This is a genomic window from Amycolatopsis sp. NPDC043885, from assembly GCF_056435685.1.
In genome coordinates, this window is the sequence record NZ_JBWKEA010000001.1 from 468,291 (window position 1) to 481,483 (window position 13,193).

The 13,193-nt window shown below is 68.3% G+C and carries 15 protein-coding genes; 4 read left to right on the forward strand and 11 right to left on the reverse strand.

Annotated elements, in window-relative coordinates; all coding sequences use genetic code 11:
- The first annotated feature begins 11 nt into the window (after positions 1–11).
- Positions 12–1,649, forward strand: coding sequence for a type VII secretion-associated serine protease mycosin (mycP, locus tag AC069I_RS02340; RefSeq protein ID WP_478264689.1), 1,638 nt, complete (start codon positions 12–14; stop codon positions 1,647–1,649).
- A gap of 71 nt (positions 1,650–1,720) precedes the next feature.
- Here mycP and AC069I_RS02345 read toward each other — a convergent pair whose 3' ends face one another.
- From AC069I_RS02345 to eccB, 3 genes are all read right to left on the reverse strand, one after another.
- Entirely contained in the window at positions 1,721–2,866 is a 1,146-nt protein-coding gene (locus AC069I_RS02345; protein ID WP_478264690.1) for a WXG100 family type VII secretion target, read from the reverse strand.
- 5 nt (positions 2,867–2,871) lie between these two features.
- Complete coding sequence (locus AC069I_RS02350) at positions 2,872–3,186, reverse strand: hypothetical protein (RefSeq protein WP_478264691.1); 315 nt, start codon at positions 3,184–3,186, stop codon at positions 2,872–2,874.
- A 68-nt stretch (positions 3,187–3,254) separates the two neighbouring features.
- Complete coding sequence (gene eccB / locus AC069I_RS02355) at positions 3,255–4,868, reverse strand: type VII secretion protein EccB (RefSeq protein ID WP_478264692.1); 1,614 nt, start codon at positions 4,866–4,868, stop codon at positions 3,255–3,257.
- A gap of 540 nt (positions 4,869–5,408) precedes the next feature.
- On the opposite strand from eccB, the gene eccE reads away from it, so the two are divergent.
- The 3 genes from eccE to AC069I_RS02370 all read left to right on the forward strand — a co-directional run bounded on the left by eccE (position 5,409) and on the right by AC069I_RS02370 (position 8,515).
- Positions 5,409–6,590, forward strand: a complete 1,182-nt coding sequence (eccE, locus tag AC069I_RS02360; protein ID WP_478224972.1) for a type VII secretion protein EccE — start codon at positions 5,409–5,411, stop codon at positions 6,588–6,590.
- Positions 6,587–7,309 carry a hypothetical protein gene (locus tag AC069I_RS02365; protein WP_034304279.1) on the forward strand — a complete coding sequence of 241 codons (723 nt, stop codon included), beginning with the start codon at positions 6,587–6,589 and terminating at the stop codon, positions 7,307–7,309. The genes eccE and AC069I_RS02365 overlap by 4 nt, the downstream gene beginning before the upstream one ends.
- 243 nt (positions 7,310–7,552) lie before the next feature.
- Positions 7,553–8,515: an endonuclease domain-containing protein gene (locus AC069I_RS02370; RefSeq protein ID WP_478224971.1), complete on the forward strand. Its 963-nt coding sequence runs from the start codon at positions 7,553–7,555 to the stop codon at positions 8,513–8,515.
- On the opposite strand, the gene truA is transcribed toward AC069I_RS02370, so the two are convergent.
- The 8 genes from truA to rpmJ all read right to left on the reverse strand — a co-directional run bounded on the left by truA (position 8,485) and on the right by rpmJ (position 13,168).
- Complete coding sequence (gene truA / locus AC069I_RS02375) at positions 8,485–9,318, reverse strand: tRNA pseudouridine(38-40) synthase TruA (RefSeq protein WP_478265148.1); 834 nt, start codon at positions 9,316–9,318, stop codon at positions 8,485–8,487. The two genes, AC069I_RS02370 and truA, sit on opposite strands and share 31 nt — an antisense overlap.
- Before the next feature lie 73 nt (positions 9,319–9,391).
- Positions 9,392–9,955, reverse strand: coding sequence for a 50S ribosomal protein L17 (rplQ, locus tag AC069I_RS02380; RefSeq protein ID WP_478224970.1), 564 nt, complete (start codon positions 9,953–9,955; stop codon positions 9,392–9,394).
- A gap of 75 nt (positions 9,956–10,030) precedes the next feature.
- The gene (locus AC069I_RS02385) at positions 10,031–11,104 is read right to left on the reverse strand and encodes a DNA-directed RNA polymerase subunit alpha (RefSeq protein WP_005166811.1); all 1,074 of its coding nucleotides are present in this window, start codon (positions 11,102–11,104) and stop codon (positions 10,031–10,033) included.
- Positions 11,105–11,231: 127 nt separating this feature from the next.
- On the reverse strand, positions 11,232–11,837 hold the full coding sequence (gene rpsD / locus AC069I_RS02390; protein WP_007031054.1) for a 30S ribosomal protein S4: 606 nt from the start codon (positions 11,835–11,837) through the stop codon (positions 11,232–11,234).
- 23 nt (positions 11,838–11,860) lie between these two features.
- Positions 11,861–12,268 carry a 30S ribosomal protein S11 gene (gene rpsK / locus AC069I_RS02395; protein ID WP_004558885.1) on the reverse strand — a complete coding sequence of 136 codons (408 nt, stop codon included), beginning with the start codon at positions 12,266–12,268 and terminating at the stop codon, positions 11,861–11,863.
- Between the two features lie 18 nt (positions 12,269–12,286).
- Positions 12,287–12,472 (reverse strand): hypothetical protein, encoded by a 186-nt coding sequence (locus AC069I_RS02400; protein ID WP_034304268.1) that lies wholly within the window; start codon positions 12,470–12,472, stop codon positions 12,287–12,289.
- A complete protein-coding gene (rpsM, locus tag AC069I_RS02405; RefSeq protein WP_005166805.1) occupies positions 12,469–12,849 on the reverse strand; it encodes a 30S ribosomal protein S13 in 381 nt (126 codons plus the stop codon). Before rpsM ends, AC069I_RS02400 begins: the two co-directional genes overlap by 4 nt.
- A 205-nt stretch (positions 12,850–13,054) precedes the next feature.
- Positions 13,055–13,168 carry a 50S ribosomal protein L36 gene (rpmJ, locus tag AC069I_RS02410; RefSeq protein WP_004558882.1) on the reverse strand — a complete coding sequence of 38 codons (114 nt, stop codon included), beginning with the start codon at positions 13,166–13,168 and terminating at the stop codon, positions 13,055–13,057.
- Between the last annotated feature and the right edge of the window lie 25 nt (positions 13,169–13,193).

Here is a 13,193-nt window from a genome sequence, read left to right on the forward strand (position 1 = left end):
ATGATGTTCTGATGGCCGTAGCGCGGAAGTCCAGGGGGACGCGCGTCCGCCACCTCGGCCTCGCCGGACGTACCGGAACGGTGCTGCTGGCGGCCGGTATCGGTGTTCTCTCGCCGGCGTCGGTGGCTCTTCCCGCGTGGGCGCAGCAAAGCAGCGTCGCGCCGGACGCCGGCGGCTACTACGCGACCCCGCCTCCGGTGGACACGTCCAAGAAGCCGGTCGACTCGGGCAAGCCGGACAAGACTTACGAGAAGAAGACCGAGTGCGTCCAGCGCAGCAAGCTCGGCGGCGACCAGGTCGACATCAAGAACCGGCCTTGGGGCCAGGAGTACCTGCAGATCGAAAAGGTCCACCAGCTGATGCGCGGCGCCGAGAAGTCGGTCGGCGGCGGCATCAAGGTCGCCGTGATCGACACCGGTGTCTCCGCGCACCCGTACTTCGGGGGCCGTGTCGAGTCGGGTGGCGACTACGTCGCGACTCCCGGCGGTGGCAAGGCACCGGGACTCGAAGACTGTGACGGCCACGGCACCGAGGTGGCGGGGATCATCGCCGCGAACCCGCCCGACCCGAGCATCGGCTTCCGCGGGGTCGCGCCGGACGCCACGATCCTGTCGATCCGCCAGTCCAGCCAGAACTACGAGGAAGCGGAGAAGAAGGCCGAGCCGCCACCCGCGTCCAATTCTGCTCCGCCGCCTTCGTCGAACAATCCGGGTTCGCAGCTACCGCCGTCCTCCCAGGGGAACGGTGCTGTCGGCGGAACCTCACCGGGCCAGGACAAGGGTGGACGGCAACAGGAACAGGGCAAGACCGCCGGCACGCTGACCACGCTCGCGCAAGCGGTGGTCCGGGCCGTCGATCAGGGTTCCAATGTCATCAACATGTCGGTCGACAACTGCCGCGCGGCCAGCGGCAGCATCACCAAGGGCGAGCAGGAGCTTCAGGCGGCGGTGAACTACGCCGTCAATCGCAATGTGGTCGTCGTCGCGGCAGCGGGCAACGTCGGCGACAAGTGCCCGCAGAACGATCAACCGGATCCCAAGGCCCCCAAGACGATCGTCACTCCGCCTTGGTTCTCCGAAGACGTGTTGTCGGTCGCGGCGATCGACGAGACCGGCGGTGTCGCGGAGTTCAGCGTCCACGGGCCGTGGGTCAGTGTCGCCGCGCCGGGCACCAAGATCATCTCGCTGGACCCCGCGGAGGGGTCCAGCAGCCTGGCCAACCTGACCATCGAGGGTGGCAAGGACCCCGGCCCCATCCAGGGGACCAGCTTCGCCGCCCCGTACGTCGCCGGCGTGGCCGCGCTCGTGCGCCAGAAGTTCCCGGAGCTGACAGCGCGTGAAGTGATGAACCGGATCATGGCGACGGCGCAGCACCCTGCGGCTCCGGGCGGGCGGGACAACTTCGTCGGCTTCGGCGTCATCGACCCGATCGCGGCGCTTACGGCGATCGTGCCGGCGGAGGCGGACAAGGCCAAGCCGGTCCAGCTGCCCGCGAACCTGCCGCCCGCGAACGACCGCGACCCGGCCCCGATGATCGTCGCGCTCGCCGGAACCGGCGGGGGTCTGGTTGCGCTGCTCGTCACGCTGTTCGTCGTGCACTCGGTCCGCCGCAACCGGCCGACCACCACCCCAGGCCGCAAGACCCCGTAGGACCTGCGTTTCGCGGGCTAATCGCGATCCCGACCACCCAAATCGCAGTTAGCCCGCGAAAGTCGCTCTGCCTACTGGGCGGGCTTGGGTTTCGGAGCGGGCTTCGCCGGCTTCTCGTCCTCACCGATCACGGGCGGGACGACCTGGCCGGGCTCACCGACCACATCGGACGGCTTCGAGGCGGGCCGCGTCTTGGACTGGTGAGCCGTCTGGCCTCCGCCCATGCCGCCCATCCCCATCATCGGCGCCATCCCCATCGGCATCATCGCCGATCCGGCCCCGGCGACCCCCTGCCCATGAACCGGAGCGGCCTGAACGGGCGCGACCTCCGGGACCAGTGCCTGCCCCTGCTCGATCAGCGGCTCCTGCGACCCGGTCTGCCTGCCGTCGGCCGCGGACGGCGACGTCGACTGCTCTTCAGCCGCCGCGCCGGAATCCACCTCAGCGGAAGCCTTCTCAGGCACCGGCGCACCCTGCGCCTCGGAATCGTCGTGAAGCTTGAATTCGTCCTGCGGGTACCGGTGCGCGATCGAAATGCTCCGCGAGCCGGCGTCAGGATCGTCGACGCCGTCGCAAAACCGCACGAAGCCTTCGAGGACATTGCGTGCGGCTTCGTAGAGCGCCTTGGCCGACTCCTGCGCCTCCTCCAGCTGGGTCCGCGCCCGCCGGACGCCGCCGACCGGCAGCATCGCGGTCTCGGAGGTCAGTTCCGCCGTGTCGACCAGGACCTCGACGAGGTCGGTCAGGATGCGGCGGATCGACAGCACCAGTTCGTCGAGCGAGCTCGCCAGCGTGGTGAGGGCGTCTTCGACGTCGGAGCCTGCGGCGTTGATGTCCACGATGTACGCGACGAAGGCGTCAGCGTCCTTGCCGGACCACCCGGCGTCGAGACGTCCGAGGTCCTCCGACAGTTCTTTCGAGACGTTGCCCGCGGTCTTCGCCGCTTTCCGGAGCAGGTCCGCCTCGTTCTTCAAGTCCTCCCAGCGCCCCGCCAGCGGCGTCAGGTAGGCCTCGACCGGATCGATCAGCCCCAGATGCCCGGACAGCTCCGAGACGAAGGCGAGATGCGGTGCCGCGGCCTCGATCAGCTCCTCGCCGCCCGACCCCGTCGCGTTTAGCGGGCTAAACGCGATCGGGGGCGCCTCGGGAGCGGCAGGGCGTGCGGCCGCCATCGGGTGCGGGATGGAATCCGTCGGGTTCTCCGATTCGGCGATCATGCGGTTCAGAGCTCCACTGCGCGCTTGATCGTCTGCGCGGCCTCGTCGTCGTGCCCGGCGTGCCGCGCGGTCACCGTGTGCAGGGCCTCGGACGCCGACCTCAGTGCGGCCGCGCCTTCCACCAGCTGACGCCGGATGGCCTCGGTCGCACGCCCGTAGGACGCGCCAAGGCCCAGTTCCTCGCCCAGCGTGCCGTGTGACTCGACGGTGACGCCCGCACCCGTCACCTCCACGGCCGCCAGGTCGAGCTCTCCGGCGGCCGCGTCCACCCTTTTCGCGTAGTCACCGACGACATCGCCGTCGATCTTCAGGCCGGCCACTGCACCCTCCACTCACCCGATTCCGCTCGGGCGTTGAGACGCTCGCGCCGTCCGGGGGGTTCCCGTGATCAGTTACCCGCCGGAGCCTGCTGCGACTGCGTGGCGACCGAACCGGCCCTGTCGTCGATCGGCACCGTGTCGAACGTCCTGAGCACGTCCTGCGTGTTCAGCGAAGCGCCGGTGGGCAGGATTCTGACGATGGACTCGGGCGCGGGCACCCGCTTGTTGAGCCCGATCGAATCCGCCGTGACGGCGTCGGGGACGCCGTACCGGATCCCGCGATCGGAGATCAGCTGGATCGGCCCCTTGTCGAAGGTCTCCTTGCCGGTCGCCGACTGGACGACCGCCGCGAAACCCGGCTCCATGTAGAAGCTGTTGATCGGCGCGCCGACCGGGCCGGGAGTACCGATCTTGACGCCGGGGGCGGACCCGTCGGCGTTCCTGCCCTTGGGCAGCTTGTCGTCGACGAACACGGCCGTGTGCGCGTCCCGTGAAGCGCCCTCGCCGGTGATGGACCAGCTCAGGCAGGAGACCCGGGAGCCCTGGGTCGCGTTGAGCACCGTCGGCACGGTCTGGGGGTACGCGTCGAGCTCGACGACCTGGGAAACCCGCGTGAGGTTGCGGATCGCGCCCAGCGGCACGGACTTGACCGAGGTGCTGCCGTCGTTCTTTCCGGTCTGGACGATGTCCGCGACGGCGGGCGAGATGGCCTGGATGCCTTCCCTCGTGATGAGGTGGAAGTCCTTCCGCCCTTCGGCCTGCTCCGTGGAGAACACGTCGCCGACCCGCATGCCTTCGATCTCGTAGTTCGGGCGCTCACCCTTGCCAGGGACGTCGGGGAGCTTCAGCTCCGGCACCTCGGGGATCGCGTCCAGCAGGCCCTGCGAGATACCACGGGGCTGATTGGGCAGCTTCAGCGCGGAACGGACGGCGTCGGCGTCAGGCTTGATCTCGGCCTTGACGGCGTTCGCGTTCCGGACGTTCGGGTCGGGCTTCTGCCGGTAGACCAGGTACTCGCGGCCGTTGGCGCCCTTGACCAGCAAGGCTTCGTTCTGGCCGAGTTCACGGCTTCCGAGCTGCTTCACACCCGCGTAGACGGTCGTCTCCGTCTTCGTGAGGTCCGGCTGGGGCACCGACGGGTCGTACATGACCTCGTCGCACACACCCCAGTCCGGGGAGACCCGCTGGGTTTCCGTCGGCATCAACTGCGGGCCGTTCGGAATACCCATGAGCTGGCCGCGGGGGATGTTCTTCAGCTGTTCGTCCGAGACGACTGTGGGATTCTTCACTTCGGAGGCCTGCGCGGGGCCGGAAGGCTTGGCGCCCGCCTGCTGCGCCCCTTGCTTCGACTGCGCGATGATCAGCAGCCGCGCGGAGGCGAGGTTGAAGGTCGGAATCAGTTTCTTCGGGTTCCCGGCGACGACGTAAACCGTTCCGGACTGCTCGCCGATGACGATGTTGCCCGCCTCCGGCACGGACGGCTTCGGGCTCAGCAGGCCCCAGATGACGAAGACCAGGACGCCCAGCGCGGCGAGCACGACACCCACGATGGTGGCCCGCGTGTGCGTGCGCATCGGGTCGTGGAGCATGACGGCGTCGCGACGGACCAGCGCGGATTGCATCCGTCGCAGAACGAACTGATAAGCCTGAACTTGAGACTTAGTAGTCGGTGTTGATGGCATTCTCGACCTACAGTCCTCCCCGTCGCGGTACGGTTCCGCAGGATAGCCGTACGGGGACCGTCTGGTGTGGGGTTTCTACCAACTCCAGCTAGTGTCAAGTTCCTCGGGACCGGCTTTCCGGGTACGCAGCAAGCACGAGGGGAAGAGAAAGCGCGGATGTCCGTCACCACTCCTCCACGTCCGCCCGGCCCTCCGGGGTCGCAACCTCCTGGTCGTCCGCCGGGGCCGCCGCCAAGGCCCGGCAGACCGGGCGGCCCGGCCGGAGGCCCGGGAGGTCCCGGTGTTCCTCGCGGTCCCGGGGGCCCTGGAGGGCCTGGCGGACCGCAGGGTCCTGGCGGCCCCGGTGGTCCAGGAGGGCCCAAGGGCCCCGGCGGACCTGGTGGTCCTGGAGGTCCCGGCGGACCTGGTGGGCCAGGTGGCCCGGGCGGTCCTCCGTCCGGCGGCCCCGGCCCGCAGTCCGGTCCTCCGCCCGCTCCGGCGGTACGGATCGCCGCGCCCGCTCGACGCCGGACCGGCGGGATCAACCTCGGCCCGCTGCCCGTGGCGAACCTGGTCGTGCTCGAACTCGGGCTCGCGATCGGCCTGGTCCTGCTCGCGATCGACATGAAGCTCAAGTACGTCGCGATCGGCGTGCTCGCGTTCGCGATCGTCATCGCGTTCCTGCGCTGGGGCGGCCGCTGGTTCACCCAATGGGCTGGACTCACCATGCGGTACACGTTCCGTTCGCACGATCGGGTGGCGAATCCGCTTCCGCCGAGCAGCATCGAGTCGCTCGCGGCCGAAGAGGACGCGGTCACCGGTCCCGACGACGCCCGCGTGAACCTGCTTCGCCTCGCCGTTCCCGATCTCGTCGTCGCGCACGGCGTGGACCACGAACGCCAGCAGGTCGGCATCGCGTGGAACGACGGGACGTGGACCGCCGTCCTGCTCGTCGAGCCCGCGCCCGCGCTGATCACCCAGGCGGGTGGCGCACCGAGCCTGCCGCTGTCCGCGCTCGCGCCGTGCCTCGAAGACCGCGGTGTGGTCCTCGACTCGATCCAGATGATCTGGCACTGCTACCCGGGCAGCGCCGCGCTTCCGTCGGACTCGCCTGCCCTCAGCTCCTACATGGAGGTGCTCGGCCCGCTTCCCGCGGCGGCGCGGCGGACGACGTGGGTCGCCATCAGGCTCGACCCGCGCCGGTGCCCCGCCGCCATCCGCGAACGTGGCGGCGGCGTCGTGGGTGCGCATCGCGCCCTGATCGGCGCGCTCTCGCGGGTGCGCAACGCCTTGGAATCGCAGGGTGTGCCGACGCGGCCGCTCGACCCGGACGAGCTGCTGCGGTCCAGCATTTCGGCTGCGGAACTCACCGCGGTCGCCGGTTCACAGGGGAAGGTCGGTCTGCAGGAACGCTGGACCGGCGTCACCGCTGCCGGTATCGGACACGCGAGCTACGCCATCACCAGCTGGCCGAAGGGCAAGATCAGCGGCAGCTTGAACGCGCTGACCAGTGTCCGCGCGCTGTCGGCGACGGTGGCGATGTCGATCTCGCCGTCCGCGGACGAAGGCAAGATCGGCCTGCGGGGAATCGTTCGCCTGAGCGCGCGGAACCCGCGGGAACTGGACGCGGCCGACCAGCGGCTGCAGGGCATCTCGGACCGGCTGGGTGTGACGCTGACGCCGCTGCGCGGTCTGCAGATCTCCGGGTTCTCCGCGACTTTGCCGATCGGAGGCACGGCATGAGCACCCGCATGCGCGACGCAGGCCAGAGCGCCGGTGTCGCCCCGGAATTCACCGTCGACCCGGCGATGCTGGACGCGATCAGCCCTTCGGGTGATCGCGGCGGGATCGTCCTCGGCTCCGGGCTCAAGGGCGAGCCGCTGACGATCTCCGCGCTGCGCTCGACTCCGACCCGGATCGTGCTCGTCGGTGGTCTCTACCTGGCTCGCCAGGTGGCGCTGCGGGCGATGGCGGTCGGGGCGTGGGTCGTCGTGGCGACCGGGCGACCGGCCGCGTGGCAGGTGCTCCCCCAGGCCGCGGGGAACCAGCCCAACGGCAGGCCTTCGCCGCTGGTGCAGATCCGGCGGCTGTCGCCGGTGGACCTTCCGCGGCCCTCCGAGGACGCGCCGCTGCTCGTGGTGACCGATGGTGGCCCGACGCCGCAGGACCTGTTCCCGCCGCGGTCGCCGTGGCAGACGACGATCTACGTGCTGCCGTACCTGCACCCGCAGGCCGGGGCGACCGCGAACGCGGCCGACCTGGTGCTGATGCAGCGGCTCCCGCCAGGACAAGCCGAGCTGGCCGCCCGGATCTGGCGGCTCCCGCCCCAGATGATGAAGCAGCTCACGACGTTGAAGGACGACCAGGTCGTCGCTCTGGGCCGAAACCTCTGGCGCCCTCTTCGCCTGGTCACCACGGCGAAAGAGCAGCAGATCCTGGGCCCTGTGCGCCGCGGCGACTAACCCGCCCGCGTCGACTTTAGCGGGCTAATCGTGCTCTGCGGGGGCACTGTCCTTTTCGGACGGTGCCCCCGTTTTGCGTCCGCCCGCGTCACGGTTAGGCCGCTAAACGCGATCCGGGGCGTGGGGCGTGTCCGTCAAGGGGTGATCGTGCCGGCTGTGAATAGGCAGGGGGTTGTGGATAAAGCACCCTCGAACAGACGGTCACAGCCATGGGTTGTCGGTCATGTCGATCACTGTGTCGCCATGACCAAACCCTTCGATTCATCTCATCTTCCCGACGTCTTCCGCGGCTCGGAGGCGCGCAAGGCGGGCCTCATCACGGCCAGCCAGCTACGCGGCTCGAGCGTCCGGCGGTTGTTCCAGGACGTCTACACCCACGCAGATGTCGAGGTCACGCATGAGTTGCGCTGCCGAGGAGCCGCGTTGCTGGCGCCTCCCGAAGCGGTGCTGACCGGGCGATCTGCCGCGACAGTTCAAGGCGTCGAACTGGCCAAACCCAACGATCCGGTCGAGATGGTCGTACCGGAGAAATACCGCTTCGGCCCGATAGTCGGCATCAAGGTCCGGCGTACCGAGGTCAAACCCGAAGAATCGAGGCCGTGGAACGGCATTCGCATCGCGCGGAAAAGCCGGATCGCGCTGGATCTGCTGCTTCGGCTTTCTCCCCGCAAATCCGGCTGGGTGCGACGGCTACGTATCGGCGTGCCGGATCTCGATCAGTTCATGAGAGCCGAGAGCCTGACCGATCTGCATCTCAACAGGGAGTTCTACGGCCGCCGCAACAGGGGAATCCGCTTGGCCAGACATGCTTTACGACTGTCCGATCCTCGCGCGGAGTCACCTCCGGAATCGGAGCTCCGCATCGTGCTGGCCGCCGGCGGCATTACGGCGACACCTCAACTCGAGGTCATCGCCCGAACCGGTCATTTCCTCGCCCGCCTCGACCTGGGGGACGAGAAGTTCAAGGTCGCCGTCGAATACGACGGCCGATGGCACAACACAGCGAAACAACGAGCCCACGATCGCAAACGCCGAAGACGCGTGGAGGCCGAAGGCTGGCGTTTCGTCATCGTCACCGCGGAAGACCTGGCGAACGACTTCAAAGGCATCGTCGAGGCCGTCTGGCGGGCCCGCCGCCGCGGCGCGTTTAGCCCGCTAACCGCGCCGCGGCCGGGTCAGGAGGGAGTGCGCATGGCGCGCGTTTGATCGGCACGCGAGGCGAGGTCGGCGTCCGGCGGGTAGTCGACCGCCATCAACGTCAGGCCGTGCGCGGGAGCCACGGCGCTGTCGCGCGTCCGGCTCTCCAGGACGTCACCGGGCCAGTCCAGCGGACGGCGGCCGTCACCGACCAAGAGCAGCGCCCCCACCAGACTGCGCACCATCGAATGACAGAACGCGTCTGCGGAGACCGCGACCTCGACCGCGTGCGGTCCGGTTCGCCGCCATTCGAGCCGCTGCAGCTCGCGGATGGTCGTCCCGCCCTCACGCTGCTTGCAGAAGGCCGCAAAGTCCTGAAGCCCTATGAGAGCCGCCGACGCCTCGTTCATCGCTTCGATCGAGAGCGGACGGCCCCAGGCCAGAGTGTCGTGACGTCGCAACGGATCCACGCCCCACGGCGCGTCCGAAACGCGGTATAGGTAATGCCGCCGCACGGCCGAGAACCGCGCGTCGAACCCAGGCGCCGCGACCCGGGCATCCAGCACCCGCACATCGCCCGGCAGATACCGATTCCAGCGGTGACGCATCCGCCCCAGCTCAGGAATGCCCTGCTCGTCCACTTCCAGGCGACCGGATCGCGTTTTGCCCCCTAAAGGCGACACGTCGACGTGGACCACCTGGCCGGCCGCGTGCACACCGGCATCGGTGCGGCCGGCAACGACGACGGACTTCGGGACCGAGGCTCCTGGAGACTGCTTCGCGAGCGCCTCTTCAAGGACTCCTTGCACCGTCCGCCGCCCGGGCTGCCGCGCCCAGCCCGAGAAATCGGTGCCGTCGTAGGCGATGTCCAGACGCAGACGAACGAGCCCGCCCTCCGCGGTGGGAGTGGCGGGCTCGTCCGGGGTGTTCGGTGCCGTCAGGACGTCAGTCCTTCTTGCTGTCCGCGTCCGCGGCGGGGGCCTCAGCGGCCTCGTCGGCGGTGGGAGCCTCGGTGGCCTCCGGAACCTCGGTGGCGGCCGTGTCGGCAGCCTCAGTGGCCTCGGTGGTCTCCTCGGCGGCCGGGGCGGAAGCCTTCGGCTCGTCCTTGGCGAACTTCGTCTTGCGCGCGGCCTCGGCCTCGGCGGTGACGGTCTTCTCGGCCACCAGCTCGATGACGGCCATGGGGGCGTTGTCGCCCTTGCGCGCCATCGTCTTGGTGATCCGGGTGTAGCCACCCGGACGCTCCGCGAAGAACGGACCGATCTCGGCGATCAGCTTGTGCACGACGTCCTTGTCGCGCACGATGCGCTGGATCTGACGACGGTTGTGCAGGTCACCCCGCTTCGCCTTCGTGATCAGCTTCTCGGCCAGCGGGCGCACCCGCCGGGCCTTCGCCTCGGTCGTCGTGATCTTGCCGTGCTCGAACAGCTGGGTGGCCAGGTTGGCCAGGATCAGCCGTTCGTGCGCGGGCGACCCGCCGAGACGGGGTCCCTTTGTGGGGGTGGGCATCGGTTCTCCTCGTTCAGCTCACAGCTGGAGGCCGGGGCTCCCCCACCCCTACCGGTGAGGGAGCCGAAGCTGGCCTTACAGCTGCTCCGTCTCTGCGTAGTCCTGGCCATCGTCGTGGCCGTTGTCCGAAATTCCGTCCGTGATGCTGTCGACGCCCTCGGACCAGCCTTCACCGTCGTAGCTGGCCGCGGCCGCGGTGGGGTCGAACCCGGGCGGGCTGTCCTTCAGCGCGAGGCCGAGACCGACGAGCTTGAGCTTGACCTCGTCGATCGACTTCGCACCGAAGTTGCGGATGTCCAGCAGGTCGGCCTCGCTGCGCGAGACCAGTTCGCCGACGGTGTGGATGCCCTCGCGCTTGAGGCAGTTGTACGACCGGACGGTGAGGTCCAGGTCCTCGATCGGCATCGCGTAGGCGGCGATGGTGTCCGCCTCCTGCGGCGACGGGCCGATCTCGATGCCTTCGGCGTCGACGTTCAGCTCGCGCGCGAGACCGAACAGCTCCACCAGCGTCTTACCGGCCGACGCGACAGCGTCCCGCGGCGTGATCGACGGCTTCGTCTCCACGTCCAGGATCAGCTTGTCGAAGTCGGTGCGCTGCTCGACACGGGTCGCCTCGACCTTGTAGGTCACCTTCAGCACCGGGGAGTAGATGGAGTCGACCGGGATTCGGCCGATCTCCGCGCCCGCCTGCTTGTTCTGCAGGGCCGGAACGTAACCGCGGCCGCGCTCGACGACGAGCTCGATCTCGAGCTTGCCCTTGCCGTTCAGCGACGCGATGTGCAGATCCGGGTTGTGCACGGTGACACCGGCCGGGGGCACGATGTCGGCGGCGGTGACCTCACCGGGGCCCTGCTTGCGCAGGTACATGGTGACCGGCTCGTCCTCTTCCGAGGAGACCACGAGCTCCTTGAGGTTCAGGATGATGTCGGTGACGTCTTCCTTCACCCCGGGAACGGTGGTGAACTCGTGCAGCACGCCGTCGATGCGGATGCTCGTCACGGCCGCGCCAGGAATGGACGACAGCAGCGTGCGCCGCAGCGAGTTGCCGAGCGTGTAGCCGAAGCCGGGCTCCAGCGGTTCGATGGTGAACCGGGAGCGGGTCTCGTTGACCGTCTCTTCGCCGAGAGCCGGTCGCTGGGAAATCAGCATCTTTCCTAATTCCTTTCCAAACGGCGCCCGCCATATGACACCGAAAGGGATGGCGAAGCGGCGGCGCACTCCGGGCGCCGCCGCCCGTGCCCACATCGGGCCGGGGAAACCCCGGCCCGATGGTGGATCACTTCGAGTAGAGCTCGACGATCAGCTGTTCCTGGACCGGAACATCGATCTGAGCGCGCTCCGGGAGCTGGTGGACCAGCACACGGAGGTTGGACGGAACGACCTGGAGCCACGCGGGAACGGGACGCTCGCCGAAAGACTCCTTGGCCGCGACGAAGGGCAGCATCGCGAACGACTTCGGCCGCACGTCGATGATGTCCCACTTCGTGACCTGGTAGGACGGGACGTTGACCTTGACGCCGTTGACCAGGAAGTGGCCGTGGCTCACCAGCTGACGCGCCTGACGGCGGGTGCGGGCGATGCCGGCGCGGTAGATCACGTTGTCCAGCCGGGACTCGAGGATCTGCAGCAGGTTTTCACCGGTCTTACCCGGACGCCGGACGGCTTCCTTGTAGTACCGGACGAACTGACGCTCGAGAACGCCGTAGGTGTAGCGAGCCTTCTGCTTCTCCTGCGACTGCAGGAGGTACTCGGACTCCTTGATGCGCCCGCGGCCGTGCTGGCCCGGCGGGTAGGGGCGACGCTCGAAAGCCTGGTCGCCGCCGATGAGGTCAACCTTGAGGCGACGCGAAATACGCGTCGCGGGGCCGGTGTAACGAGCCATTTCTTCTTACTCCTCCCCGTTCCTCAGACCCGGCGCCGCTTGGGCGGGCGGCAGCCGTTGTGAGGCTGCGGGGTCACGTCCTGGATGGTGCCGACCTCGAGGCCGGCCGCCTGCAGCGAGCGGATCGCCGTCTCGCGGCCCGAACCCGGGCCCTTCACGAAAACGTCGACCTTCTTCATGCCGTGCTCGGCAGCCTTGCGGGCGGCGTTCTCGGCGGCCATCTGCGCGGCGAACGGGGTGGACTTACGCGAGCCCTTGAAGCCCACGTGACCACTCGACGCCCACGCGATCACGGCACCGGTCGGGTCCGTGATCGAGACGATGGTGTTGTTGAAGGTGCTCTTGATGTGCGCGTGACCGTGCGCGACATTCTTCTTTTCCTTACGGCGGACCTTCTTGGCCCCCGCCGCAGTACGAGACTTCGGTGGCATGTTTTGAGGGTTCTCCTGTTAGCGCGCGTTCTCTTGGTGAGCGGCGACCGCTTCGGCCTGTCCGCGCCGGATGATCGAACCGGCGTCGGTGTACAGGTTGCGGAGCGCCATCGGGCGGGCGTAGAGCGCCTTGGGCGAGACACAAGCCGAGCCACGACGGCGGACGCCGCCCATCTGCACGACCTTCTTGCCCTGGACGCTCACTTCTTGCCAGCCTTCTTCTTGCCGGCGACCGTCTTCTTCGGACCCTTACGGGTGCGGGCGTTCGTCTTGGTGCGCTGACCACGGACGGGAAGTCCGCGGCGCCAGCGAAGGCCCTCGTAGCACCCGATCTCGATCTTCCGACGGATGTCGGCGTTCACCTCGCGGCGAAGGTCACCCTCGACCTTGAAGTTCTCCTCGATGTAGACCCGCAGCTTGGCGAGGTCGTCATCGCTCAGATCCTTGACGCGAGTGTCCGCGTTGAGCTCGGCAGCCGCGATGAGCTGCTTCGAGCGGGTACGGCCGATGCCGTAGATGTAGGTCAGCGCGATCTCCAACCGCTTTTCGCGGGGGAGGTCTACGCCAGCGAGTCGTGCCATTGGCGTTGATGCTCCTTCATAGAATTCATCTTCAGGTCTGCTCCCCGTCCGGTCCCGGGACCGACTCGCCTGTCGTGCCCTCGGCTTGCGCTTCGGGTGTCCCGGCCCCGGCCTGAAGTCCGGGGGTGAACCGGGCCGTTCGCACGGCCCGGCAGGTGCGGGGAGATTGTGTAGCCGTCAATCCACTCTGTACGAGTGCGAGTGATCAGCCCTGCCGCTGCTTGTGCCGCAGGTTTTCGCAGATCACCATGATCCGGCCGTGACGGCGGATCACCTTGCACTTGTCGCAGATCTTCTTGACGCTCGGCTGGACCTTCACGTCTCCTGCTCTCCTGCTTGTGCTA

Coding starts and splice junctions, on each gene's coding strand:
- mycP (WP_478264689.1), top strand. CDS start 12: ATGGCCGTAGCGCGGAAGTCCAGGGGGACGCGCGTCCGCCACCTCGGC.
- AC069I_RS02345 (WP_478264690.1), bottom strand. CDS start 2,866: ATGATCGCCGAATCGGAGAACCCGACGGATTCCATCCCGCACCCGATG.
- eccB (WP_478264692.1), bottom strand. CDS start 4,868: ATGCCATCAACACCGACTACTAAGTCTCAAGTTCAGGCTTATCAGTTC.
- AC069I_RS02365 (WP_034304279.1), top strand. CDS start 6,587: ATGAGCACCCGCATGCGCGACGCAGGCCAGAGCGCCGGTGTCGCCCCG.
- AC069I_RS02370 (WP_478224971.1), top strand. CDS start 7,553: ATGACCAAACCCTTCGATTCATCTCATCTTCCCGACGTCTTCCGCGGC.
- rplQ (WP_478224970.1), bottom strand. CDS start 9,955: ATGCCCACCCCCACAAAGGGACCCCGTCTCGGCGGGTCGCCCGCGCAC.
- AC069I_RS02385 (WP_005166811.1), bottom strand. CDS start 11,104: ATGCTGATTTCCCAGCGACCGGCTCTCGGCGAAGAGACGGTCAACGAG.
- rpsD (WP_007031054.1), bottom strand. CDS start 11,837: ATGGCTCGTTACACCGGCCCCGCGACGCGTATTTCGCGTCGCCTCAAG.
- rpsK (WP_004558885.1), bottom strand. CDS start 12,268: ATGCCACCGAAGTCTCGTACTGCGGCGGGGGCCAAGAAGGTCCGCCGT.
- rpsM (WP_005166805.1), bottom strand. CDS start 12,849: ATGGCACGACTCGCTGGCGTAGACCTCCCCCGCGAAAAGCGGTTGGAG.